Consider the following 22,574-nt stretch of genomic DNA (forward strand, 5'->3'; position numbering starts at 1 on the left):
GCCTGTTACGGCAGACGCATGCAATTAACCCTTTATCTGACGGATTTCCCCCTCATTGCGCCCAAGAATCTGACGGAAGAAAATAAGATCAATCTTATCTAATTAGAGATAAAGGGGATTCGTCCTGGCAGCCCCATGCCTGAAAAGCCCGTGCCGTCGCGCGATACAATGCCACGCACTTTGCGCCGGCCGTCGGCGCGTTGCTTCTCACCGTTCCAGTCCGCCATGCTTGCCACCGATTCCGATCCCATCGTCGCCATTGCCACAGCGCCCGGACGCGGCGGAATTGGCGTCGTGCGCGTGTCGGCCGGCCGCGCCGGCGCGGCGGCCGCCGAAGCGCTGATGCAGGCCTTGACCGGCCAGACGCTCGCACCCCGCCACGCGAGCTACGTGCCCTTCCTTGACGGCAACGGCGAGGCGCTGGACCGAGGCATCGCCCTCTACTTCCCGGCGCCGCACTCTTACACCGGCGAGCACGTCGTCGAACTGCAGGGCCATGGCGGTCCGATCGTGCTGCAGCTCGTGCTGCAACGCTGCATCGAGGCAGGACGCGCATTCGGCCTGCGGCTTGCCGAGCCCGGCGAGTTCACGCGCCGCGCATTCCTCAACGACAAGCTCGACCTCGCGCAGGCCGAAGCCGTCGCCGACCTGATCGAAGCCAGTACGGAAGCCGCCGTGCGCTCGGCGGGCCGCTCGCTCGAGGGCGCGTTTTCGCGCGACATCCACGCGCTCGTCGACGACGTGGTGACGCTGCGCATGCTCGTGGAGGCGACGCTCGACTTCCCCGAGGAGGAAATCGACTTTCTCGAAGCCGCCGACGCGCGCGGCAAGCTCGCCAGCATCCGCGCGCAGCTCGATCACGTGCTCGCGGAAGCGCGTCAAGGCGCGCTCTTGCGAGAGGGTCTCGCGGTGGTGCTCGCGGGGCAGCCGAATGTTGGCAAGTCGTCGCTGCTGAATGCGCTTGCGGGCGCGGAACTCGCCATCGTGACGCCGGTGGCCGGCACGACCCGCGACAAGATTTCCCAGACGATCCAGATCGAAGGCATTCCGCTGCACGTGATCGACACGGCGGGCCTGCGCGACACGGAAGACGAAGTCGAGAAGATCGGTATCGAGCGGACGTGGGGCGAGATCGGGCGCGCCGACGTGGTGCTGCACCTGCTGGACGCACGCGTGGACATGACTGCGGAAGACGAGACGATTGCAGCGCGCTTTCCGGCCGGCGTGCCGGTGGTGCGTGTGCGGAACAAGACCGATCTGACGGGCGTGGCGCCGGCGGTTGCCACGCTCGCGCTGCCTGACGGCGGGGAACTGCGCGAAGTGCGGCTATCGGCGAAGCAGGGAGACGGCATTGCGCTGCTGCGCGCCGAACTGCTGCGCATTGCGGGCTGGCAGGCCGACGCGCAAAGCGTGTATCTCGCACGCGAACGTCACCTGATCGCGCTGCGCGGGGCGCGCGAGCATCTTGCGCAAGCGGCCGCGCATGCGGAGCAGAACGCGCAGTCGCTCGATCTCTTTGCCGAGGAGCTGAGGCTTGCGCAGGAGGCGCTCAATTCGATTACCGGCGAGTTCACTTCCGATGACTTGCTGGGGGTGATTTTTAGCCGGTTTTGTATTGGAAAATAAGCCGTCACCCAAGGTTGCCCAAGGTCGTCTAACCAGGCTGCTCAAACCCCCACCACTTCTAGGTTTCTTCACCTAGCGTTGCCTTACTATGTCTATTGACATCTAGGCATCTATGGTACACATTTAGGTACACAGGTGCGCCGTGTACCTACCTGCTGTGTACCAACATGCCGAAAACCGTCGTTCCGCTGACCGACACCCGCATCAAGGCCCTGAAGCCGAAGGCGGCGCGCTACCGCGTCTCGGATGGCAACGGCCTCGTGCTTGAGGTAATGACGTCTGGCTCCAAGGTCTGGCGCTTCCGGTACACACTGCACGCCGAGCGCCAGCCGATGGTCACCATTGGCGACTACCCGGCGGTGAGTCTGCTGGAGGCCCGAGACAAGGCTCGCAGGTACACAGAGATCGTCGCAAAGGGCGTTTCTCCCATCGCGGACGCCAAGAAAGACCGCGGCGCGGTGAAACGCTTCGACACGCTCAAGGAGTTCGCCGAAGATTGGTACACAAGCCAGGTGGTCCCCATGTCGCCGGAGTACCAGCGGACGATCAAGCGCGCGCTCGAGAAGGACGTCTACCCGGCGATCGGCAACAAACCTCTGGCCGATGTCACGCCCGGCGACGTCCTCGCCGTCTGCGACAAGATCAAGGCCCGCGGCGCCCCGAAAATGGCGCTCTCCACGCGCAACGTCATCAAGCGTCTCTACGAATACGCGATCGCCCGCCAGCTCGCGCTCACCAATCCCGCGCAGGCGGTTGTCGCGCGCTTCATCGCCACGCAGGAAAGCCGCACACGTGTCCTGTCACCCGACGAGATCGCGACACTGCTGCGCGCGGTGTACGCGTCCGATATTCGTCGGCCGCTAAAGCTTGCCATTCACCTGCTGGTGCTCACGATGGTTCGCAAGAGCGAACTGACCGAAGCGACTTGGGGCGAGTTCGATCTCGACGCGGGCGTCTGGCGCATTCCCGCCGACCGCATGAAGAAGGACAAGGAGCATTGGGTCTACCTGTCCGCGCAGGCTGTCGCCATGCTGAGAGAGCTCCACGAGCTCAGCGGCAACCACGATCATGTTTTTCCGACAACGCGCGGCCGCGGCGACCAGCCAATCGCCAAGAGCACGCTGAACCAAGCCGTGCGCTCGCTCAGTCTCGACGTCCAGCATTTCGTCCTGCACGACTTCCGGCGCACCGCCAGCACCCACCTGCACGAGATGGGGCAATCGTCGGACGCCATCGAGAAGGCCCTTGCGCACACGATCAAGGGCATCAAAGGTGTGTACAACCGGGCGGAGTACGCCGACGAGCGCAGGAAGATCCTGCAGCTGTGGGCTGATTTCGTCGAAGCGCAGATTGAAGGCGGCCGGAAGGTGGTAATCGGGAACTTCGGCCAGACGGCCGCGTAGATTGCACGACCGGGCCCGGCGGCTACTGGGCGAGAGCGGTGACGGAGAGTGCGCCAACACAATCCGCCACCTGACCACGCAAAACCTGTAGTGAGGTTAAGCAATGGCTACCGAGCATTCTATCCAGCCCCCGCCAGCCCTGGTGGCTCTTCGGGTCACGTCACAGGAAATGTTCCCGCGGTTCCTCGCCGGCGAGTACGTCCTTTACGAAGAAACTGACGACGCAGCGCCGGGCGATGAAGTCGTCCTCGTGATGCGCGACGGCTCGACCAAGATCCGCAAGCTGGTCGAGCGCACTGATTCGCGCGTTCGAGTGGCGATGTACAGCCCGAGCTCGGTTGCGACTTTCGAAGCGTCGAGCATTTCGACGATTCACCCGGTTGTTGGCTGCCGGAAAGAGCCGGAACTGGCAGCGCTCGGCTTCGTGCCAGAGAGCGAATTGCGCTGAAAGGCGCGATTGAAGCGGCGGCCAAGGTGCTACCAACACCGTGACCGCCTGACCACAACACGACCTATATAGGAGGTCCGTACCATGGCTAAGTGCAATTCTACCGAGCTTGTCCCCGTTGCTATGCAAAGCCTGAATGATGCTGTGAGCAGCCTGCATACCTTGTGGACTCTTGTCGAAAAATCGCTCGACAACGGGACAGATTGGGCGGCATGCGAGATGGTGCATGAAATGCTGCCCTTAATCGGCGGGAAAGTGGATGCGGCGGCGCGGGTATTGGGTGGCTGTCCCACTGGTGTGTTCGATGAGGCTCTGGACGGGCGTGGCATAAAAATCACTTTGGCGCTCGCAGAAGCATCCGCCGGCGCCTGCCAACAATAACTCTTTGCTACGGCGCGCAATTGTGCCGCTCTTATTGAGGAGCCGACTATGAGGCTCGAACTGTACGAAAGTCGCGATCGTGCCTACGGCACCTGGCATCGCGCACCCTCGATTCGCCGGTATCTGCATGCAGCCCAAGCCGAGTCGTTGACAATGGTCGACCTCGATTCCGTCCTCTTCGCGGAGTACGACCACGCGGGAAAGGTTCCGCTAGCGCTCATCGAGGTTGCACGCGACATCGGGCAAGAGAAGCCAGCCGGCGTTATGCAGCAGCTCGCACGACTTGCGAACGTCCCCGCGTATGTCGCCCTCTATACTGCGGCGCCGACGGCCAATCCTATCAACCCGAACTGGGACGATATCGAAAGCTTTCGCGTACGGCGCATGTGGCCGCGCCCTGAGGTTGGGTGGCGTGTTCTCACGCCGGGGCAGTGGGCTCGCGCGCTCGTTCAGATCCGTGGCTGGCAAATGCGCAGGTTCGAAGTGCGGCAACCAGCAAACGAGGACCACTATTAGGATGACAAGCGGGCCACCGATTACGCCGAGTGCGCTCGAAGCGCTTATGGGGTTCCCCAATGATCCCGCTGCACGGGCGGCGCACGAAATTTATCTCCGGTGCGATGATGCTGCCGCGAGAGATACAGCCATTACGCTGTCGGCTGACGAATACCTGACAATCACCTCCCCCAACCTCTCTCGGACGGACATCATCACGCGCGCGGTACACGCGCGGCGCGCCGGCGTTGCCGCTGCGTTCCCGTTCGTGCACATGTATCAGGCCTCCCCGCACTCGAAACCGTCATTGGCAAAGGCCTACCGGGCCGCAGCGGAGATAAAGGCCGACGTCTACGCGAAGACAAAGAAAACGTTGACCGAGGTCTATCCAGACGTACATTCCGATCGGGTGGACCGAAAATATTTTGAGGAATTGCGGCGCGAATTCGAGCCAGTCCTGCACTTCTGGATGGCGCTCTCACTTCTCGTCGGGGACCTAGGCGCCTCACCGAACATGCGCAATACCGAAACGTTTAGCCGGCTTTTGGCTGACGCGGAGAAGTGCGCGGAATACCTCGCGTCGATCAAGTTCGGTAACCGCAGCGCGCCGCCAATAGATGTCTCCAAGCTGATTCGCTTCTCTGCGACACGCCGCTAACCCTTATCCGGCATCGGTCCTATAGGGAAAATCGGATTCCCTCACTTCATGGCCGAAAACACCGCCGGCATCCTGCAAGCACGCAAACAACGCCTAGGAGCGCCAAAGCATGAGTGCGAATGCCGAAACCAACAACGCCCCCGCGACGCTTCCCGCAGTCGGCTTCTCCCGCTGGAACCAGCTTCAGCAGTTCATTCCAGTCAGTCGTGAAACGTGGCGCAAGCTGGTGAAAGAAGGTCGTGCCCCACAGCCTCAGCGCTGGACCGAGCGCTGCACCGTCTACAGCAACGAGGAAGTGCATCGCTGGATGAAAGATCCGGCAGGCTACCAAGCGCAGCCGCTTGCCGCGTAAGGGGCTCGCCATGGCCCAAAAACAAAAAGCCGCGACTCGAGCGAGCGCGGCCAAAGAGATCTTCAAGCCGCAGTATAGCAACGACGCTGCGGCTCAACGCGGCCGCGTGCTCGAATTTCTGCGGTGCAACGGTTCGGAGGCCGTGCGCACCTCCGTCAGCAACGAAATTGCTTGCATAGGTCGCATTCGTCGGAATAATCTGTCACTGCAAAACCCCGCCTCGGTATGAGGCATCGACCGAAATCAGCTGCGATATCTGCAGCCATGAAGTGGAAGCTCGCTTTGCGGGCGCGGTGGTTCGCTCCATCGCCATAAATTTTCAAGTTGGGCCCGACACCCAAAATCCGTCCATCGCTTTATGGTGGACGATGCAACTGCTTCGTCGATAGACGAGGCGTCCTGTTCGCCTTTTTGCTTCCTGCGAAAGGCGCGCTGTGTAATCCCCCGTTCGCCGCTCCTGCGGCACATCAATCCGTGACGTGCGCTCCCCAGCGCCTACGCCGGGCCTTGCTGCGTCTGTCGTTTTCGTCCTCGTGACGAACGGCGGCGCGCAGGGCCGCGGTGTCTGCAATTTCGTGCCGGCTTGCCCGGCACCTATCAATTCGCGCGGTCAGGGCATTGGCGCCCCCTGATCGATCGCTCAGCCAAATTCACGGAACGAACGGGGGAAGCGTTCACCTGCTGCGACTCTCGCCTATGGCGACGTCGTGCAGGCTGCGTCGGCTTGCTGGCGCAGCACGCTCCCGAACTCACCGGCACTGGCTCGTGCCTCCGTTCGTTGTCTTCCTTGCGCGTCGCGCGCAGGCATCCCGTGGCCCATCGAGGGAGACAACCTGGGGTCGAGCCTCAACGCTGGATTGACGGGGTACACGCATGTCTCACAAATCACTCACGGCCGACCTGTGCCGCGCTGCGCGCTCGGCGCGTGGGAAACAGGCACACCACACCCGCAAGGGGCGTGAGCAATCGCTCGCGCGCTTCGCTATCTTCACCTGGGAGGAGGGGTTTCAGGTCCACACCGCGAGCCAGCTCAAGGAGAAGCACGTCGAGGCGTGGGCGGCAGATATGCTCGCGCACGGGCTCAGTAAGCGCACGATCGCGAACAACATGGCGCACATCCGGACTGCGCTGGAAGGCATCAAGCGCCGGCCGTTCGCGGACAAGATGAGCAACGCCGCGTTGGGTGCTGGCGGAGCGAGCCGCGCCGGAACCAAGCGGCCGATGACACGCGAGGCTTTCGAGGCGTACCTCGCGATCGTCGCTGCGCTCGATCCCGGTGTCTCGATGGTGCTGGAGCTGCAGGCGGAATTCGGCCTGCGCGCCGAGGAGGGCGTGCGTTCGGTAAAGTCGCTCGCGGACTGGCAGCGCGCGCTGGTGAATCCGGTGGCTGACGGCTTCGTGAGCGTGATCCACGGTACCAAGGGCGGCAAGTCGCGACGCAGCCCGCCGCTAGATCGCCAGCGCGCCGTCGCGCTTGTGCTCCGCGCGATCGAACTCACCCAGCGGTATGGGGGCAAGCTGGTGCGCAAGTCCGATCTGGCGGCTGCGATGAACCGTTATCACTACGTGGTGCGCCAGGCCGGAATGACTGGCGAGAACGCGCCACACAGCCTTCGGTACGCGTACACGGTCGAGCACCTGCAGCGTATGAAAGCGGCCGGTGTCTCGCGGCGGGAAGCTGCTGCAGGCGTGTCGACTTGGCTCGGGCACGGTGATGGTCGTGGTACGTGGGTGGAGTACGTCTACGGGCGCGAAGCTCTCGGCGCCGGGGAGGTGCGCAATGCATAAACACGCCGATACGCTGCCGCTGGTTGGCCACTCCCGCTGGGCGCAGATCGCCCCGTTTGTTGGTGTCTCGCGGGAAACGTGGCGCCAGCTCTGTCTGGCCGGACGCGCTCCAGCGCCGATTCGACTGTCGTCCCGTTGCACTGTCTGGAAGAACGCAGACCTTCACGCGTATTTGTATGACCCGCTCCAGTACCGTGCACTCCAGATCCCTCAACTTGTTGCCGTAGTACAGGCAACCAGTCAGTAACCACCGAAAGGCAAAAGCAACAATGGCGCAATTCAAGCTAACTTCGCTCGCGGAACTCCTCCCCCGAATGACTGCCGCAGACGTGGATCGTGCGCACTTTCGGCTTCGGCTACACAACGGCCACTTTGACGTTTTCGTTTTCGTCGATGTTGATCCGTATGTTGTCGCGTTTGGTGCGCTTGGCGAGAATTTCTATTTTGAGTTGAATGTGAATCCGCGAACGCTAGAGACATCGAACAAATTCGAATCGGACGTTTATTACAAGCTTCTCGACATTCTCGGTCTTCGTGGTTCAACCGAGCGATTCACGCCGAGCGCCTTCCTTACCCACCTGAATGAAGCGATGAAAGGGGTAGCTTTCCGCAAGGCCACGCCACGCGACTTGGCGCCCTACCGGCGAGACGTCGAGGACTCGAAAAAGGTGTGGTTTTGCGGCTGGCACGACAATACAAAGAAAAAAGAACACGTGCGGCCCAAAAACCTTGAGAAGACGCGCAAGTGGCTGGGCGAGAAAGCGTATGCGCGCGCTGTCGAGCGCAATCTCAGTAGTTGCTGGACCGACGATCCCAACCAAGCCATCGAGTACTATCTTCCCGAATGACGTGCGTACCGGGGCAGAATTGAAGAATTGCGAGACTTTGCGTAGACCATTGAATCGGCAGGTTTTCACGAGAGAGATTGAAGATGGGAGTCGAAGATAGGTTCAAATCAAGCCTGATCGTCACGCTCGCGAAGCGTGCCGCAAACCAATGCTCCAATCCCGACTGCGGTGCGACGACAAGTGGCCCTGCGGAAGACCCGAACGACGCCGTCAACGTCGGAGAGGCCGCTCATATATATGGAGCGAATCCGGGTTCCGCGCGATACGACCCGGAGATGACTTCGGCCGAACGGAGCGCCATTACTAACGCGATCTGGCTGTGTGGCAACTGCCACAAGTTAATCGACGACGATCCTCTTAGGTACCCCGCCGGCCTGATGTTTGAGTGGCAACGAGCACATGAAAATCGTATCGCCGAGCAGGTCGGGAAAGCGGCCGCTGAAATTCGGCACCGCTATGAACAGCGGCATCTGGAGGAGTTCGGGCGCTTGAGCTATCTCGCCGAACGAATCATCCTTGAGAAGGGCTCTTTCTGGGAATATCGCTTGACCGTAGAGATGCTGCGATTTGAGATGTCGCCGGTATTGCAGAGATGGTCTGCGCTCAAACGCGGTTTGTACATTAGGCCCACAACGCGGATCGAATCCTCCGAATTCCCCTTGTGGCTGTCCGAACGAATGCAGGAGCTTGAGCAACTCGCCGCGGCGTTCACCACATTGGCAAACACGGAATTTACCCGAGCATGGGGTGAACCAGGCATTGCCGGCTCAGATGTAGAAATTGTTGCTGTATGTAGACTGGTCGCTGAAATGTGTGCGAGCGCACTTGCCTGGGAGGAAACGGTGCGCTTTTCCCGCGTCAGCGACCCTTTCGCTGAGGTGCATAGGTTGCTGAGTGGTGCCGCCGCCGACTTCATTGAGCAAGCTAACAAAATTCCCGAGTTCATTTCGAGCGTGATCGAACAAAACCCCGTCGGTGGAAACCATCATCTTCAACTGGTACTCGGTCTTCCCGAGCATTTTGCAGAGAACATCATGACGGCAACGGAACGAGCAATCATTGCAATGCAACGATCCCATAGAGGCTGAACAGTCCCGACGAGCTGATCAGCGCAAGCCCACACCTCGGTGTAGCATGACGCCCGAGAGGCCGGGATCGACTTGGAACGGGTTGACCGGCACCACAGAACTAATTTGAGGACAGGGATGACGGGGATCAACCTGAGCGAGGGCCGTGCTGCTGCGCGTGTATTGGGCGCGCTTCGACGCGGCAGTCTCGTAGCCCTGTTGGCGCTGGCCAGCACCGCCCACGCTTACCAGCCGACCTCCCCCGACGAGTCCCAACTGCAGGAGCACGGGCACTACGTGAACCACGACGGACATGTCGTTCATTCGCCCGCACACTCCCGAAACGGCCACGTACCGGCCGGTGCCACCGCGAGGTGTGGTGACGGAACATACAGTTTCAGCCAGCACCACTCTGGCACGTGCTCGCGTCATCAAGGTGTCGCCGAGTGGGAATGAATAACGAGGAATCGGGTGCGGTCAATGACGCCCGGAGTGACAGGTGTCGTCGCGACTCCGTCGGTTAGTGCCAGCGTCACGGTTCACCTAAGCTACGTTCCAGGTTAGCACCGCATCGCTGACGACAACGCGTCGCCCAAGGCCGGCACCAGATTTAGGTAGAATCGGGCGTCTTTCGAGTACCGGGGGTTTCCCGGCGCGTCAATTTTCTGGAGGGAGGGGTTATGCAGCTTACTGGCATCGGCCTATACACCTTCCCTGAGGCGGCTCTGCTGACGAAAATCCCGGTCCGGGATCTACGCCGCTGGCTGGATGGATATTCCTACCGGGACAAGAAGCACGAGCAGGTCTCCGTTGACCCACTCTGGGAAACGGCACTCGCCGCCGATGAGCTCGACGGCATCAGCTTTCACGATCTCCTTGAAGTCCAGTTCGTGCATGCTTTTCGCGAGCACGGCGTCAGCCTGCAGACGATTCGTGTGGCGAGTCAGCATGCCCGCGAGCTTTTCAAGACGGACTACCCGTTCACCTCACAGCAATTCCGCACTGATGGCCGAACGATTTTTGCATCGGCCATTGAGAAAACCGGGGAAACCGAACTGCTGGATCTGGTGAAACAACAGTATGCGTTCCGGAAGATCATTGAGCCGTCGCTGCGTACCGGTATCGAGTTCGGCGCTGACCGATTGGCCGCCCGCTGGTACCCGTCTCCGCGTAGCAAGGCGATTGTGCTAGACCCGGCCATCGCCTTCGGCAAACCCATTGTCACCCACGGTTCTGTCAGGACATCAGTTCTGTCCGAGGCGTTCAACGCGGAGGGCGACAGGAACTTCGTCGCAAGGCTCTACGAAGTGCCCGTTGCCGCAGTCGATGCGGCGATCGCCTTCGAAGAAAGTCTGGCTGCGTGAAGTTCTTCGTCGACAACAATCTTCCTCCCGCCCTAGCAAGGGCCCTCCACGCATTGAGCGAGTCCCGCGGGCACTTCGTGGTGCATTTACGGGAGAAATTCGAACAGGACACCAAGGACGAGGCCTGGATCAAGGTGCTATCGACAGAGGGCGGCTGGTCGGTGATTACTCACGACAGGCTGAACAAGGGATTGGAACGTGAAGTACTGAGCCGGGCTGGACTAATCGTTTTCTTTTTGGACAAGAGTTGGTCGAAGCGCACTTTTTGGGATATATCCCACAACATTGTGCGCTGGTGGCCGAGGATCATCGAACAGTCAGAAGGGATGCAGGGCGGCGCTGCGTTCAAGGTCCCCTACAGTTTCTCCGGCAAAGGACGATTCGAGCAGGTCAAACTGTAAGTCCGATGCCGGACCCAGCGCTGATACACCGCAGTATTGCGATGTGGATAACTCCAGTCAGCCAAGCTTTTTGGTACACACTTCGGTACACAAAATTTCCCGAGTTCTCTACGAGCTAGACGCAGCAAGCCTCAGCGGCCAATCAAGAGGTTCTGTATCGAAGCCGTCACCCAAGGTCATCTGGCCAGATCCCTCAACGCCCCATCCCTGCAGGGTTTCATCGCCTGGCGTTGCCTAACCCTGTCTATCGGCATCCAGGCCTCTGTGTACCAGCATGCCGAAAACCGTCGTCCCGCTGACCGACACCCGCATCAAAGCACTGAAGCCTAAGGCGCCGCGGGCATCCGGCGCATAACGCGCAGACAAAAAAAGCCGCGGCGACGCCGCGGCCAAAGAGCTTGCCACTACTACGCGGCGCGAGGGGACGTCGCCGCCGTCTCATTCTCATGGCTCGCGTAGCGGCCTTCAACGGGACGAGTGCGATTTTGACAATTGTTAACCTTTCCGGCGCGCCACTCCCGGCCGGCATCGCAAAATCCCCCCTTTTTCCTCAGCATAAACGCGCGTGGAAGCACCGCTGCGGCACGCTCCCCAGCCTCTTGAAAATGCCCTATGCCCCCTGCATGTACTGCGCACTTTCCATCGGAGAAATCTGACCATGGGGCGCCGTCCTTCCTTTATCGACGATCTGTCTCGCGTCGCCGCCGACGATCCTGCTCCGCGCGCAGACCCTAACGACGATGTCCTCCTCGATGCCTATTCGCGCACGGTGATCGGTGCGCTCGAGCGCGTGCAGCCCGCCGTCGCCTTTATCGCCGTCGAGCGCCGCGCAGCAGGCAACGCCAACGTACGAGGCGGCAGCGGCTCGGGTTTTCTCTTCACGCCGGACGGCTATCTGCTGACCAACAGCCACGTGGTCCACGGCGCGAGCCGCCTGCGCGTGACGCTCGCCGACGGCGCCACCTACGCGGCGGACCTCGTCGGCGACGATCCGAGCACCGATCTCGCCGTGCTGCGCATCGGCGCGGCCGAGGCGCTGCCGCACGCCGCCCTCGGCGAGTCGGCAAAACTGCGGGTCGGGCAGATTGCGATTGCAGTCGGCAGTCCGCTCGGTCTTGCGCAAACGGTGACAACCGGCGTGGTGTCGGCCCTCGGGCGTTCGCTGCGCTCGGACTCGGGCCGCATGATCTACGACGTGATCCAGACCGACGCCGCACTCAACCCGGGGAACTCGGGCGGCCCGCTCGTCAACTCGGCCGGACAGGTGATCGGCGTGAACACGGCGATCATTCCGGGCGCCCAGGCCATCTGCTTCGCGACGGCCATCGACACGGCCAAATGGGTCATTACGCAACTCTTCGCCCACGGCCGGGTACGGCGCGCTTATGTGGGCATCGCGGGGACCAACGTCCCACTCGCGCGCAAGGTGCAGCGCTACTTCGATCTGGCCGCCGCGAGCGCGGTGCGGGTGATGGAAGTGGCGAAAGATAGCCCCGCCGCGCTCGGCGGATTACGCGTGGACGACACGATCGTCGCCATCGACGGCGTACCGGTGGATGGCATCGACGCGCTGCAACGCCTGTTCGACGCCACGCGTATCGATCGGGAAGTGGAGATCGACGTTATCAGGCTCACGCGCAAGCTCACGTTGCGCGTCACGCCCGTCGAGCAGACAGGCTAAGGGCGGTATCAGATGAGAGAAGGCTAAGGGGACGACGCGGGCGCGCTCCGCGCCCATTCAGGGCGCTCGCTCGCTGCCGCGGTGCTGCCCGGCGCCCTCATCCGACGCATCCGGACCGTACCGGCGGCCGCGAGACGGCGAAAGCAGACTCAAGGCGATCGACAGCACCACCAGCACGAAGAGCGAGACGAAGTACGTCATCCAGGGGAACTCGGCTTCCACGAGTGCCTCCTCGGTTCAACGCGTCATCGTGTCTCCGGGGTGCGTCGTGCCCGGACGGCATCCTTCAGTGATGAAGGATGCTGCGCAGCGGATGGCGCCAGTCGATATGCGTTGCTCCCGCTTCCACGCGTTGCCTGTGCTCCTCAAGAATCTCGTCCGAAAACAGAAAGACGACGATCACAAGGGGGATCACCAGAAACGCACCCAGTATTACGTGTTCGATCACGATAACCTCCTGGTTGTCAAGCGGTTGCGATTCTATTGTAGCCGTTACGCGACAGCTTGCACTGTTTGCGAGCACTCACTTGCATTGCGACCCGCGCATCCGCTTTAACGATGGGAGCCGCAGAACGTGTGCCTGCCGTACCTGGCGCCGCTTGCCGGTATTCCGAACCTCAGGCGGCGGCTTTTTTCCACGCCGCGGCGAACAGTCCGGCGCCAATCAGCAATGACCCGCCCGTGCGATTGACGGCGCGCTGTACGCGCGGGTTGCGCACCGCCTTGCGCGCGGCGGCGGCCAGCATGGCATAGCCAAATACGTTGAGCGTCGCGAGCGCGAGAAACGTCGCCTCGAAGACGACGATCTGGGGCAGTGCCGCCGTATGGGGATCGATGAACTGCGGCACGAACGCCACGAAGAAGATGATGCTCTTCGGGTTCAGCGCCGTGACCGCGTAGGCGTGCGCGACGATGCGGCCGGTGCGCGTTTCGGACGTGTCGGGGGCATCGGCGTCCATCACGGGCGCGCGCCAGAGCTTGATGCCCAGATAGATCAGGTAGGCCGCGCCGATCCACTTGAGCATCGAAAAGAGTGCCGCGGAGGCCGCGAGGATCACGCCGAGCCCGAGCATCGAGGCCGTCATCGCCGTGAAGTCGCCCAGCGCGACGCCGGCCGTGGTCGCGAGCGCATAGCGTCGGCCGTGCCCTAGCGCGTAGGAGACGACCAGCAGGACGGTAGGTCCGGGAATGGCGACAAGGATGGCCGAGGCGATCGCGAACGGCAGCCAGTGTGCGAGAGTCATGGGGGTTCTCCAGAAGGAGCTCCGATTTATCCATGAAGTGCCGCAGCGCGCAAGCGATCCCGGTGGCAATCGTCTCTCGGGCAGCGCGGCGCTAATGCCGTGAGCTGGCATCGATTTTGTTTTGCGGTCGACGGATTAATCGCCCATTTTGCAATCGGATCGATTGCGACCTTATGTGCGCCGCGTCATTGGCTCGCGGCGTTGTATTAAACGGTTTAATTCGTCGGCGATTTCCCGGTCGATTAATTCACCTGAATGTAGTGTGCCTTGCCAGACAGGGTCGGCAGCCTGATCGAACGTTTCGGATTGCTCGCTATTCCCGCGGCAAGCGCCGCCAAACCGGCCAACTTCCCCACTGGGGCGTGTCGCTCGCCGTCTGCGGCAATCCGCCGCTGTTGCAGTCGCACACGAGTTGTTCTTGAAGTCTCATCGCGTTCTTCTAGATTGAAAAACGCGTGTTCGAGGTGGAAGTTAAATACATAGCTAACCTGAGTAATTTCACGCAGGAGGCAGAACATGAAAATGCTATCCGCGGTAGCTATCGCCACGGCAGGTTTGTTGTGCACCGCATCCGCACTCGCTCAGGACGCCACCGTCAAGCCGCAGCAAACCGTGCAGTTCAAGCCGGGCTCGTACGGCTGCCTGTCGAAGGACAACCTCGACGCTGTCGCTCAGCACGAGCAGGCAGGCGAGCAGCAGCAGATGCAGGAATATTTCTCCGGCTTCCAGTGCATCTCGACACCCGATAACCAGTCGTTCCGCATCGTGCGCGTGGTCGGTCACGACGTCGAATTCGTGAACGCCGCCAATACCGACCAGCAAGGCCTCTGGACCAGCGATCGCTTCATCAGGCAGTAACCACGCGCGTCCTGCGCGACGCACCCTGATGGGCTTGGCGCATGCTCGCCGGGCTACAGCATTTTCAGGCCTGCGAACGAAGCGGGCGAAGGCCACTCCCCCCCGCTGTCAAACCGCCGTCACCTTCCCGACCCATTATCCGCCTGAGCACGGTACGCCCGCGCGCGTTCGGCATGCCACTTGCTCGCTGAAACTTCGCTATCATGTGCGGCTTTTGCGCAGCCCGGGAATCGGCATGGCACTCAAATCGACCATCTTCAAGGCGGAACTGCAGATTGCGGACATGGACCGGCACTATTACGCCGACCATGCGCTGACGATCGCCTGCCACCCGTCCGAAACCGACGAGCGGATGATGGTCCGCCTCGCCGCCTTCGTGCTGTTCGCACATGAGCGTCTGGAGTTCTGCAAGGGACTCTCCGATACCGACGAACCGGATCTCTGGCGCAAGGACTATACGGGCGCGATCGAAACGTGGATCGAAGTCGGTCAGCCGGACGAACGGCGCATCGCGAAAGCCAGCGGGCGCGCCGAAGAGGTCATCGTGATCGCCTACGGCGGCCGCGGCTCGGACATCTGGTGGCAAGGCGTGCGCGGCAAGGTCGAGCGCTTGCGCAATGTGACCGTCTGGACGCTCGCGGAAGGCGTGGCCGAGGCACTCGGCAAGCTCACCGAGCGCACCATGCGCCTGCAGTGCACGGTGCAGGACGGCACCGCGTGGATCGGCAACGGCAGCAGCGAGCCCGTAGCCGTGGAGTGGGCCGTGCTCAAGGCGCCCGAGAAAGTCTGAAACGAAGCTCGTCCGGCCCGAGGTTCAGGGGGAAGCCGGCGGCCCTTTCAACTCCACCATGTTGCCTTCGGGATCGAACAGATAAAGCGAAGGCCCCAGACCTTCCGCGCCGTAGCGCTCCACCACGTCACCCGGCCGCGCGCCGAACGATTCCAGATGGGCCTTGAGCGCGTCGCCGTCGAACGGCTCGACGCGCAGGCACAGATGATCCATGTTCCGGCCCGCCGGATCGCCTCTGCCGGACTCGCGATCGAGCGGGCCGCCAATTGCCGCCAGATCGATCAGCGAGCGCCCGGCGCGCAACTGCACGAGCCCCAGCTCGCGCTGTTCGCGCTCCACCCGGCAGCCCAGTGCATCGCAATAGAAACGCGTAAGCGCCGCAAGATCCGCGGCGCGGATAACGACGTGATCGATTTCGCGGATCTGGATCTGCATGATGCGCCCCTCCCGACCGGACGACGGCGATGATGATGGCGGTTCCGACTGCATCGTACACAAGCAGGTCGGTGTGCGTGCCGCGAGCAGCGCGGGTGCGAAAAGAGGCGGAAAATCGAGAAAGAATGGCGATGGAAAATCGCTGGACGAAAAAAAGCCCGCTACTGTGAGCGGGCTTAATCCATATCAGGAGGAGACATGGAGGAGACAGGAACCACTATACACAGCCGCCTGACGCGACGCAACAACTTTTTAAGGGAAAACCCGCAATGATGCCATTTTGTCGCATCAATGCCGGGCACAGCTCCCCGAGGCCAAAATGAGGGGCAAAGCGTGAGGAGCAAAGCGGGCTTCAAATCGTGGCGCGGCAGACCGGGCGGGCGCCGGAATGACAGAGCAAGATCCGGCGCGCCGCGGCAGCGCCCTGCGGCTACAGTGGGAACCGTCGAAACTGTTCATTCCTGGAGTCAAGCCATGACCGCCGCTTCGTCCCCGCTTCATGCCCCGGCATCCTCCTTCGCCACCGACGCCGCACGCTGGGAAGCCGTCGCCACGCACGATGCGAGTGCCGACGGCGCGTTCTTCTACGGCGTCCGGACGACCGGCGTGTTCTGCCGGCCCTCGTGCGCGTCGCGGCTGCCGCGCCGCGAAAACGTCCTCTTCTTCGACAGTGCCGACGCCGCCCGCGCCGCCGGCCTGCGCGAATGCAAGCGCTGCCGTCCGGGCGGGCTGCCGCGCGAGCTGGAGATCGTGCGGCGCGCGTGCGCCGCGCTCGACGCCGATCCGCAGGCGCGCCTGACGCTCGCCGAGCTGGGCGACGCGGTGCACCTGAGCCCGTTTCACCTGCAACGCCTCTTCAAGCGCGTGCTTGGCGTTTCGCCGCGCCAATACCAGGCGGCTCGCCGGGGCGCGGCCCTGCGAGAGGCCCTTACCCAAGGCGCGGGCGTCACGCGTGCGAGTGCCGATGCGGGCTTCGGCTCGTCCTCGCGGCTTTACGAGAGCGTACCGGCCGAGCTCGGCATGGCGCCGTCGGCATATCGCCGCAAAGGCGCGGGCCTGACGATCCGCTACGCAAGCGCGCCAACGCCGCTCGGCATCGTGCTCGTCGCCGCCACGGGCCGCGGTATCTGCCGGATCGCGTTCGGCGACGATGCGGCCACGCTCGCCGTCGGCCTCGCTGCCGACTTCGCGAATGCCGACCGCATCGAAGACACCGCAGCCGTCGCGCCGTTCATCGCGCAGATCGATGCCTACCTGCACGGCCGCCGCGACCGCTTCGACCTGCCGCTCGACGTCGCGCCAACGGCGTTCCAGCAGCGCGTATGGGAAGCGCTCCAGCGCATTCCGTACGGCGAGACGCGCAGCTATACGCAGATCGCCGAAAGCCTCGGTGCGCCGCGCGCGGTGCGGGCGGTGGCAAGCGCTTGCGCGTCGAATCCCGTGGCGCTCGCGATTCCGTGCCATCGCGTCGTGCAAAAAGGCGGCTCGCTCGCGGGCTATCGCTGGGGGCTGGCCCGCAAGGCCGCGTTGATCGACGCCGAAGCGAAGGGCCGCGCGGAACACGGCGCCGGGCCGTCGACCGGTGAAACGACCGCGGCCCGAACGCGCGATGGCCGGCGCCCTGCCCGCATAAACGCGCCGGAGACCGCGGCTTGAGCAACGCCAAACCGCGAATCGGCGCACGGGAGCAGGCTAGGGTCGAGGCCAGCGCCACGCTCGAATTGCCGTTCCGGGCCCCCTACGACTGGCCGCGCCTGCTGCGCTTTTTCTCCGGGCGCGCAACGCCGGGCGTCGAAAGCGTCGAGGACGGCACGTGGCGCCGCGCCATCGACTTCCTCGGCGCAAGCGGCACGCTCGCGGTGCGCCGCCATCCGCGGCGGCGCTGTCTCGTCGTCGAGGTCGAAGGTCCGGCGAGCGCGCATGCGGCCGCACTCGCCGCGCCGCTCGCGCGCATGTTCGACGTACAAGCCGACCCCGCTGCCATCGCTGCGCACTTCGCCGCGGATCCGTGGCTCGCGCCGCTCGTCGGCGCCGCGCCCGGCCTGCGCGTGCCGGGTGCGTGGTCGGGCTTCGAGCTCGTGGTGCGCGCGATCGTCGGCCAGCAGGTCAGCGTGAAGGCTGCCACGACGATCGTCGGACGCCTCGTGCAGCGCGTCGGCAAGCCTATCGACGGTCATCCGCATACCGGCACCGCGTGGCGCTTTCCGGCGCCCGCCGACCTCGCCGCCGCCGACCTCGCGGGCATCGGCATGCCGGGCAAGCGCGTCGCGGCGCTGCAGGGCTTCGCCGCGGCCGTGGCGAGCGGCGCGGTGGTGATCGAACGAGGCCCGGAGAAAACGAACCCACCGCAAGGCACAGCCGCAGACACCTCTCCCGACCTCGACGCAATGCGCGAAGCCCTCCTCGCCCTGCCCGGCATCGGCCCCTGGACCGTCGAATACGTCGCAATGCGCGCATGGCGCGACGCGAATGCCTGGCCCGCCACCGACCTCGTGCTGATGCAGGCCATCGCCGCGCGCGACCCCGCGCTCGTGCGCGCCACCCAGCAGCGTGCGCGCAGCGACGCATGGCGTCCGTGGCGCGCGTATGCGGCCATGCATCTGTGGAACGAAATCGCCGATCGCGCAGGCGCCGCACGCGGCGGTTGAGCCGCCAGCGGTATGACGAAACCGGCCAGGCGCGGCCGGGTCACGGGATGCGAACGAGGTACCAGCGGGGTGCCAACGGCACGCTGCGGCCGCCGGATTCACCCTGCGGAGCGGGCCGAATCGACCGCAAGCAGGTCTTACGGCGAGATGTTAAAGTGCCCGCTAACGAAAATATTCAGGCTGGCGCGCGCAGGGGAACATGACGCCGCCGGCTTGCGCCCCGACCTGCCTCAATGCCAGACACGACCTCTACAAGCACGCACGACGTTCTCGCACAGCGCCTTTCCGTGCTGAGTGCCGGGCCGCACCGCGACGCGCTCGCGCGCGGTCTGCGCGGCATCGAAAAAGAAAGCCTGCGGGTGACGCGCGACGGGCAGCTCGCGATGACGCCGCATCCGGCCGCGCTCGGTTCGGCGCTCACGCATCCGTCGCTCACGACCGACTATTCCGAGGCGCTGCTCGAGATCATCACGCCCGCGGAGCACGATCCGTCCATCACGCTCGCACGCCTCGACGAACTGCATCGCTACGTCTACGCCGTGCTCGCGCGCGATGGCGAAGTCCTCTGGAACGAATCGATGCCGGGCCTGCTACCCGCCGCCGACGAGGGCATTCCGATCGCCGAATACGGCGCCTCGAACATCGGGCGCCTCAAGCACGTCTACCGCCTCGGCCTCGCGCTGCGCTACGGCCGCACGATGCAATGCATCGCCGGCATTCACTACAACTATTCGCTCAGCGAAGACGTCTGGCAGGCGCTGCATGCGCATGAGCGGTCGTCGTCCACGCCCGTCGACTATCAGTCGGAACGCTACCTCGCGCTGATCCGCAACTTCCGCCGCACGAGCTGGCTGCTGATGTACCTGTTCGGCGCCTCGCCTTCGCTCGACGCGCGATTTCTGCGTGGCCAGCCGCACAGGCTCGAAACACTGGACAACGAAACACTCTACCTGCCGTACGCGACGAGCCTGCGCATGAGCGACCTCGGCTACTCGAATACGGCGGGCCAGTCCGCGCTGCATGCCGACTACGACACCCTCCCCGGCTATCTCGAGGCGCTGGCCGACGCGGTGAGCCAACCCTATCCGCCGTATGAGGCGATCGGCACGCACCGCGACGGCGAGTGGGTGCAGATCAACACGAACGTGCTGCAGATCGAGAACGAGTTCTACTCGACGATCCGGCCCAAGCGCGTGACGTATCCCGGCGAGCGCCCGCTGCATGCGCTCTCTGCGCGCGGCGTGCAGTACGTCGAGGTGCGCTGCATGGACATCGATCCGTTCGAGCCCACCGGCATCGCGCTCGAGACGACGCGCTTTCTCGACGCCTATCTGCTCGCCTGCGCGCTCGACGAAAGCCCGCTCCTGCCCGCGGCAGCCGGCACCGAAGCCAACGAAAACTTCGGTCTGGTCACGAAAGAAGGTCGGCGCCCGGGCCTCTCGCTCAAGCGCGACGGCAAGGACGTGCCCTTTCAGGAGTGGGCCGAGGAACTCTTCGCGCGCATCGAGCGCACCGCCGCCGCACTCGACGCGCTGCGCGGCGGCGACGAACACGCGCGCGCCGTAGCGGCACAGCGCGCGAAACTGGCCGATGCCTCGCTCACGCCCTCGGCCCGTGTGCTGCAAACGCTGCGCGACGAAAAGCAGACCTTCCTGCAGTTCGCGCTCGCGCAAAGCCGCCACCACGCCGACTACTTTCTCTCGCGCCCGCTCGATGCCGGAACGACTGCGCATTTCGAAGGGCTCGCACGCGCATCGCTCGACGAGCAGGCAAAGCTCGAACGCGAGGAAGTCGGCTCGTTCGATGCCTTCGTCGCGGCCTATCGCGCCTATACGCTCAATCGCTACAGTGTCTGAGCGCTGATTGACGGACATGGCGGGCATGTCGCTTGCTCGAAACGAACGCGCGCCTGCGCGGTCCAATACTTATACCCATGATCGTCGTGCCGGCAGCCACGCAAGGCGCCGCGCGCGGCGCCTGAAGGGAGGACTCCATACCATGAAACGAATCCTGCTGATGCTGCTCTGCGTAACGGCAGCGGCCTGCTCCACGCGCGGCCAGGTGAACCCGGACGTCATGCAGATCGCGACCGCACCGCTCACGTGCCCGGACAAGACACAGTGCGATCTGTGGTGGCAACGTGCGCAGGACTGGGTGCGCACCCATTCGAAGTACGAAGTTCAGACTGTGACCGACACGCTGATCCAGACGTCGGGCCCGGGCGGCGGCAGGCGGCTGCTTGCGTACGAGATCACGAAGACGGCCAACCCCGACGGCACCGCGACGATCGGCTTCGCGGCGCACTGTGACAGTTCGCTCGGCTGCAAGCCCAACCCGTGGGAAGCCGGCGCGGCATTCAAGCAATTCGTGCGCACGGGTGTCGAGACGACCGTTCCCGGCGACGACGCCGACGAAGCGGCAACGACGGGCGGCGCACAACCCTCCACGTCCCCCTGACTTCGGTTCACCGGCGCCAACTTCGCCGGCCCCGCGCGGAACCGTCAATGCCCCATCGACGGTCCGCCGCCTTTCTTCGGTTTCGTGATCCAGACCAGCACCGCCAGTACGAGAAACATCACGCACGAGATGCGGAAGAAGTCGTTGGTCGCCATCATGTAGCCTTGCTGCGTGACGATTTCGTTCAATTGCGCGGTCACGCTCTGGCCCGCGAAGCCGAGGCTCGTCAGCGTGTCGCTATATGAATTGGTGTTCTGCGAATACTGGCTCACCGACTCCGAGAGCACCGCGTGGTGGTAGATCGCGTCGTCTTCCCAGAACGTCGTGCTCACCGCGGTCCCGATCGCGCCCGAGAGCGTGCGTAGAAAATTCGACAGTCCCGAGGCACTCGCGAGCCGTTCGTCGGAGATGCTCGATAGCGTGATGGTCGTCATCGGCACGAAGAAGCACGCGACGCCAATCCCCTGCACGAGACGCGGCTGGATCACGTGACTGAAGGGCACGTCGAGCGTGAAGGTCGAATTCCAGATCGAGACGAACGCAAAAATAAGGAATGCGAAACTTGCGACCATCCTCAGGTCGAGTTTGTGCATGTTGCGCCCGATGAGCGGCGAGAGCACGAGCGCAAGCAGTCCGACCGGGGCCGTTGCGAGACCCGCGATGCCGGCCGTGTAGCCCATCACTGTCTGCAACCAGAGCGGAAAGATCACCACCGAGCCGAAGAACGCCATGAAGCCGAACGAGATGATCAGCGCGCCCAGCGCGAAGTTGCGGTCGCGGAACAGCGATAGGTCGACGACGGGTTCCTTTTCCGTGGCCTCCCAGACCAGCATGAAGGCAATCGACACCGTGGCGACGATGGCGAGCGTGACGATGAACTTCGAGTTGAACCAGTCGCGGTCCTTGCCGAGATCGAGCATCATCTGCAGGCACGACACGCCGATCACGAGCAGCGCAAGACCGACCGCGTCGATGCGCTGTTTCGTGGTTTTCGTCTCGCGTCCGCGCAGCAGCAGGTACGCGCAGGCGCCCGAGAAAAGGCCGATTGGCACGTTGATGTAGAAGATCCACGGCCACGTGTAGTTGTCGGTGATCCAGCCGCCCATCACGGGGCCGAAGATCGGCGCGACGATGACCGTCATCGCCCACAGGCCCAATGCAAGGCCGCGCTTTTCCAGGGGATACGTACGGATCAGGATGGTCTGCGAAAGCGGCACCATCGGCCCGGAGACGAGACCCTGCACGAGACGGAAAAAGATCAGCGTCTCGAAGTTCGACGCAAAGCCGCAAGCCGCCGACGCGAACGTGAACAGCACGACGGAAAGCGTGAAGAGCCGCACTTCGCCCACGCGGCGCGCGAGCCAGCCGGTGAGCGGCACCGCAATCGCGGACGCCACCGAATACGACGAGATCACCCACGTGCCTTCGCTGTTGGCAACGCCCAAGTTGCCGGAGATGGTGGGTACCGCAACGTTCGCGATCGAGGTGTCGAGCACCTCCATGAACGTGCCGAGCGCGAGGCCGACGGTGAGCAGCGCGAGCGTGCCGCCGTGCAGCGGCGCGGGCTCGGCGGCTGCGGCGTCGGGCGCCGTGGTGGAAGCGTTCATCGGTCCTGGATCCTTGTTCGTCG

General features: G+C 63.3%; 27 protein-coding genes. 21 read left to right on the forward strand and 6 right to left on the reverse strand.

All coding sequences use genetic code 11. From position 1 onward, the window contains the following. The first annotated feature begins 225 nt into the window (after positions 1 to 225). From mnmE to WJ542_RS03550, 15 genes are all read left to right on the forward strand, one after another. The gene (gene mnmE, locus WJ542_RS03480; RefSeq protein ID WP_411187863.1) at positions 226 to 1,626 is read left to right on the forward strand and encodes a tRNA uridine-5-carboxymethylaminomethyl(34) synthesis GTPase MnmE; all 1,401 of its coding nucleotides are present in this window, start codon (positions 226 to 228) and stop codon (positions 1,624 to 1,626) included. Positions 1,627 to 1,793: 167 nt separating this feature from the next. Next, the gene (locus tag WJ542_RS03485; protein WP_411187865.1) at positions 1,794 to 3,029 is read left to right on the forward strand and encodes a tyrosine-type recombinase/integrase; all 1,236 of its coding nucleotides are present in this window, start codon (positions 1,794 to 1,796) and stop codon (positions 3,027 to 3,029) included. A gap of 103 nt (positions 3,030 to 3,132) precedes the next feature. Beyond that, the gene (locus WJ542_RS03490) at positions 3,133 to 3,477 is read left to right on the forward strand and encodes a S24 family peptidase (protein ID WP_411187867.1); all 345 of its coding nucleotides are present in this window, start codon (positions 3,133 to 3,135) and stop codon (positions 3,475 to 3,477) included. Between the two features lie 84 nt (positions 3,478 to 3,561). Beyond that, positions 3,562 to 3,858, forward strand: a complete 297-nt coding sequence (locus tag WJ542_RS03495) for a hypothetical protein (protein ID WP_411187869.1) — start codon at positions 3,562 to 3,564, stop codon at positions 3,856 to 3,858. A gap of 48 nt (positions 3,859 to 3,906) precedes the next feature. After that, positions 3,907 to 4,374: a hypothetical protein gene (locus tag WJ542_RS03500; protein ID WP_411187871.1), complete on the forward strand. Its 468-nt coding sequence runs from the start codon at positions 3,907 to 3,909 to the stop codon at positions 4,372 to 4,374. Positions 4,375 to 4,420: 46 nt separating this feature from the next. Continuing rightward, entirely contained in the window at positions 4,421 to 5,011 is a 591-nt protein-coding gene (locus WJ542_RS03505; protein WP_411187873.1) for a hypothetical protein, read from the forward strand. A gap of 109 nt (positions 5,012 to 5,120) precedes the next feature. Then, positions 5,121 to 5,363, forward strand: coding sequence for a helix-turn-helix transcriptional regulator (locus WJ542_RS03510; protein WP_411187874.1), 243 nt, complete (start codon positions 5,121 to 5,123; stop codon positions 5,361 to 5,363). Positions 5,364 to 5,373: 10 nt separating this feature from the next. Then, positions 5,374 to 5,592, forward strand: coding sequence for a hypothetical protein (locus WJ542_RS03515; protein ID WP_411187876.1), 219 nt, complete (start codon positions 5,374 to 5,376; stop codon positions 5,590 to 5,592). Positions 5,593 to 6,236: 644 nt separating this feature from the next. Beyond that, the gene (locus tag WJ542_RS03520; RefSeq protein ID WP_411187878.1) at positions 6,237 to 7,151 is read left to right on the forward strand and encodes an integrase domain-containing protein; all 915 of its coding nucleotides are present in this window, start codon (positions 6,237 to 6,239) and stop codon (positions 7,149 to 7,151) included. A gap of 269 nt (positions 7,152 to 7,420) precedes the next feature. Further along, positions 7,421 to 7,999, forward strand: coding sequence for a DUF6037 family protein (locus tag WJ542_RS03525; protein WP_411187880.1), 579 nt, complete (start codon positions 7,421 to 7,423; stop codon positions 7,997 to 7,999). 83 nt (positions 8,000 to 8,082) lie between these two features. Continuing rightward, complete coding sequence (locus WJ542_RS03530; protein WP_411187882.1) at positions 8,083 to 9,087, forward strand: HNH endonuclease; 1,005 nt, start codon at positions 8,083 to 8,085, stop codon at positions 9,085 to 9,087. Positions 9,088 to 9,204: 117 nt separating this feature from the next. After that, on the forward strand, positions 9,205 to 9,522 hold the full coding sequence (locus WJ542_RS03535; RefSeq protein WP_411187884.1) for a DUF3761 domain-containing protein: 318 nt from the start codon (positions 9,205 to 9,207) through the stop codon (positions 9,520 to 9,522). Between the two features lie 224 nt (positions 9,523 to 9,746). Beyond that, positions 9,747 to 10,430, forward strand: a complete 684-nt coding sequence (locus WJ542_RS03540) for a DUF433 domain-containing protein (RefSeq protein ID WP_411187886.1) — start codon at positions 9,747 to 9,749, stop codon at positions 10,428 to 10,430. After that, entirely contained in the window at positions 10,427 to 10,831 is a 405-nt protein-coding gene (locus WJ542_RS03545; RefSeq protein WP_411187888.1) for a PIN-like domain-containing protein, read from the forward strand. Before WJ542_RS03540 ends, WJ542_RS03545 begins: the two co-directional genes overlap by 4 nt. A gap of 658 nt (positions 10,832 to 11,489) precedes the next feature. After that, positions 11,490 to 12,512 (forward strand): S1C family serine protease, encoded by a 1,023-nt coding sequence (locus WJ542_RS03550; RefSeq protein WP_411187890.1) that lies wholly within the window; start codon positions 11,490 to 11,492, stop codon positions 12,510 to 12,512. Between the two features lie 57 nt (positions 12,513 to 12,569). Here the strand turns inward: WJ542_RS03550 and WJ542_RS03555 are convergent, their stop codons facing one another. The 4 genes from WJ542_RS03555 to WJ542_RS03570 form a co-directional block, all read right to left on the reverse strand. Beyond that, positions 12,570 to 12,734: an Ac45/VOA1 transmembrane domain-containing protein gene (locus tag WJ542_RS03555; RefSeq protein WP_411187892.1), complete on the reverse strand. Its 165-nt coding sequence runs from the start codon at positions 12,732 to 12,734 to the stop codon at positions 12,570 to 12,572. Positions 12,735 to 12,798: 64 nt separating this feature from the next. Next, positions 12,799 to 12,960 (reverse strand): hypothetical protein, encoded by a 162-nt coding sequence (locus tag WJ542_RS03560; protein WP_027793128.1) that lies wholly within the window; start codon positions 12,958 to 12,960, stop codon positions 12,799 to 12,801. Between the two features lie 169 nt (positions 12,961 to 13,129). Next, positions 13,130 to 13,756, reverse strand: coding sequence for a LysE family translocator (locus WJ542_RS03565; protein ID WP_411187894.1), 627 nt, complete (start codon positions 13,754 to 13,756; stop codon positions 13,130 to 13,132). Positions 13,757 to 13,998: 242 nt separating this feature from the next. Next, positions 13,999 to 14,274, reverse strand: coding sequence for a hypothetical protein (locus WJ542_RS03570; protein ID WP_411187896.1), 276 nt, complete (start codon positions 14,272 to 14,274; stop codon positions 13,999 to 14,001). Between WJ542_RS03570 and sap1 the strand changes: the two genes are divergently transcribed. Together sap1 and WJ542_RS03580 are read left to right on the forward strand one after the other, a co-directional pair. Next, on the forward strand, positions 14,273 to 14,614 hold the full coding sequence (gene sap1 / locus WJ542_RS03575; protein ID WP_411187898.1) for a surface attachment protein Sap1: 342 nt from the start codon (positions 14,273 to 14,275) through the stop codon (positions 14,612 to 14,614). The two genes, WJ542_RS03570 and sap1, sit on opposite strands and share 2 nt — an antisense overlap. 235 nt (positions 14,615 to 14,849) lie before the next feature. Then, a complete protein-coding gene (locus tag WJ542_RS03580; protein ID WP_411187900.1) occupies positions 14,850 to 15,404 on the forward strand; it encodes a YaeQ family protein in 555 nt (184 codons plus the stop codon). 24 nt (positions 15,405 to 15,428) lie between these two features. On the opposite strand, the gene WJ542_RS03585 is transcribed toward WJ542_RS03580, so the two are convergent. Further along, positions 15,429 to 15,839: a VOC family protein gene (locus WJ542_RS03585; RefSeq protein WP_411187902.1), complete on the reverse strand. Its 411-nt coding sequence runs from the start codon at positions 15,837 to 15,839 to the stop codon at positions 15,429 to 15,431. 474 nt (positions 15,840 to 16,313) lie between these two features. On the opposite strand from WJ542_RS03585, the gene ada reads away from it, so the two are divergent. The 4 genes from ada to WJ542_RS03605 all read left to right on the forward strand — a co-directional run bounded on the left by ada (position 16,314) and on the right by WJ542_RS03605 (position 20,944). Then, positions 16,314 to 17,495, forward strand: coding sequence for a bifunctional DNA-binding transcriptional regulator/O6-methylguanine-DNA methyltransferase Ada (ada, locus tag WJ542_RS03590; protein ID WP_411187904.1), 1,182 nt, complete (start codon positions 16,314 to 16,316; stop codon positions 17,493 to 17,495). Beyond that, the gene (locus WJ542_RS03595) at positions 17,492 to 18,487 is read left to right on the forward strand and encodes a DNA-3-methyladenine glycosylase family protein (RefSeq protein WP_411187906.1); all 996 of its coding nucleotides are present in this window, start codon (positions 17,492 to 17,494) and stop codon (positions 18,485 to 18,487) included. Before ada ends, WJ542_RS03595 begins: the two co-directional genes overlap by 4 nt. 233 nt (positions 18,488 to 18,720) lie before the next feature. Further along, on the forward strand, positions 18,721 to 20,343 hold the full coding sequence (gene gshA / locus WJ542_RS03600) for a glutamate--cysteine ligase (RefSeq protein WP_411187908.1): 1,623 nt from the start codon (positions 18,721 to 18,723) through the stop codon (positions 20,341 to 20,343). Positions 20,344 to 20,485: 142 nt separating this feature from the next. Further along, positions 20,486 to 20,944, forward strand: a complete 459-nt coding sequence (locus tag WJ542_RS03605) for a hypothetical protein (protein WP_411187910.1) — start codon at positions 20,486 to 20,488, stop codon at positions 20,942 to 20,944. 44 nt (positions 20,945 to 20,988) lie between these two features. Here the strand turns inward: WJ542_RS03605 and WJ542_RS03610 are convergent, their stop codons facing one another. Continuing rightward, on the reverse strand, positions 20,989 to 22,551 hold the full coding sequence (locus WJ542_RS03610; protein WP_411187912.1) for a DHA2 family efflux MFS transporter permease subunit: 1,563 nt from the start codon (positions 22,549 to 22,551) through the stop codon (positions 20,989 to 20,991). Positions 22,552 to 22,574: the final 23 nt, after the last annotated feature.

The organism is Paraburkholderia yinzeri (assembly GCF_046581065.1).
GTDB lineage: Bacteria > Pseudomonadota > Gammaproteobacteria > Burkholderiales > Burkholderiaceae > Paraburkholderia.

What these genes read in the sequence shown, in the direction of transcription:
- mnmE (WP_411187863.1), top strand. Translation starts at nt 226, where the DNA reads ATGCTTGCCACCGATTCCGATCCCATCGTCGCCATTGCCACAGCGCCC.
- WJ542_RS03485 (WP_411187865.1), top strand. Translation starts at nt 1,794, where the DNA reads ATGCCGAAAACCGTCGTTCCGCTGACCGACACCCGCATCAAGGCCCTG.
- WJ542_RS03490 (WP_411187867.1), top strand. Translation starts at nt 3,133, where the DNA reads ATGGCTACCGAGCATTCTATCCAGCCCCCGCCAGCCCTGGTGGCTCTT.
- WJ542_RS03495 (WP_411187869.1), top strand. Translation starts at nt 3,562, where the DNA reads ATGGCTAAGTGCAATTCTACCGAGCTTGTCCCCGTTGCTATGCAAAGC.
- WJ542_RS03500 (WP_411187871.1), top strand. Translation starts at nt 3,907, where the DNA reads ATGAGGCTCGAACTGTACGAAAGTCGCGATCGTGCCTACGGCACCTGG.
- WJ542_RS03505 (WP_411187873.1), top strand. Translation starts at nt 4,421, where the DNA reads ATGGGGTTCCCCAATGATCCCGCTGCACGGGCGGCGCACGAAATTTAT.
- WJ542_RS03510 (WP_411187874.1), top strand. Translation starts at nt 5,121, where the DNA reads ATGAGTGCGAATGCCGAAACCAACAACGCCCCCGCGACGCTTCCCGCA.
- WJ542_RS03515 (WP_411187876.1), top strand. Translation starts at nt 5,374, where the DNA reads ATGGCCCAAAAACAAAAAGCCGCGACTCGAGCGAGCGCGGCCAAAGAG.
- WJ542_RS03520 (WP_411187878.1), top strand. Translation starts at nt 6,237, where the DNA reads ATGTCTCACAAATCACTCACGGCCGACCTGTGCCGCGCTGCGCGCTCG.
- WJ542_RS03525 (WP_411187880.1), top strand. Translation starts at nt 7,421, where the DNA reads ATGGCGCAATTCAAGCTAACTTCGCTCGCGGAACTCCTCCCCCGAATG.
- WJ542_RS03530 (WP_411187882.1), top strand. Translation starts at nt 8,083, where the DNA reads ATGGGAGTCGAAGATAGGTTCAAATCAAGCCTGATCGTCACGCTCGCG.
- WJ542_RS03535 (WP_411187884.1), top strand. Translation starts at nt 9,205, where the DNA reads ATGACGGGGATCAACCTGAGCGAGGGCCGTGCTGCTGCGCGTGTATTG.
- WJ542_RS03540 (WP_411187886.1), top strand. Translation starts at nt 9,747, where the DNA reads ATGCAGCTTACTGGCATCGGCCTATACACCTTCCCTGAGGCGGCTCTG.
- WJ542_RS03550 (WP_411187890.1), top strand. Translation starts at nt 11,490, where the DNA reads ATGGGGCGCCGTCCTTCCTTTATCGACGATCTGTCTCGCGTCGCCGCC.
- WJ542_RS03565 (WP_411187894.1), bottom strand. Translation starts at nt 13,756, where the DNA reads ATGACTCTCGCACACTGGCTGCCGTTCGCGATCGCCTCGGCCATCCTT.
- sap1 (WP_411187898.1), top strand. Translation starts at nt 14,273, where the DNA reads ATGAAAATGCTATCCGCGGTAGCTATCGCCACGGCAGGTTTGTTGTGC.
- WJ542_RS03570 (WP_411187896.1), bottom strand. Translation starts at nt 14,274, where the DNA reads ATGTTCTGCCTCCTGCGTGAAATTACTCAGGTTAGCTATGTATTTAAC.
- WJ542_RS03580 (WP_411187900.1), top strand. Translation starts at nt 14,850, where the DNA reads ATGGCACTCAAATCGACCATCTTCAAGGCGGAACTGCAGATTGCGGAC.
- WJ542_RS03585 (WP_411187902.1), bottom strand. Translation starts at nt 15,839, where the DNA reads ATGCAGATCCAGATCCGCGAAATCGATCACGTCGTTATCCGCGCCGCG.
- ada (WP_411187904.1), top strand. Translation starts at nt 16,314, where the DNA reads ATGACCGCCGCTTCGTCCCCGCTTCATGCCCCGGCATCCTCCTTCGCC.
- gshA (WP_411187908.1), top strand. Translation starts at nt 18,721, where the DNA reads ATGCCAGACACGACCTCTACAAGCACGCACGACGTTCTCGCACAGCGC.
- WJ542_RS03605 (WP_411187910.1), top strand. Translation starts at nt 20,486, where the DNA reads ATGAAACGAATCCTGCTGATGCTGCTCTGCGTAACGGCAGCGGCCTGC.
- WJ542_RS03610 (WP_411187912.1), bottom strand. Translation starts at nt 22,551, where the DNA reads ATGAACGCTTCCACCACGGCGCCCGACGCCGCAGCCGCCGAGCCCGCG.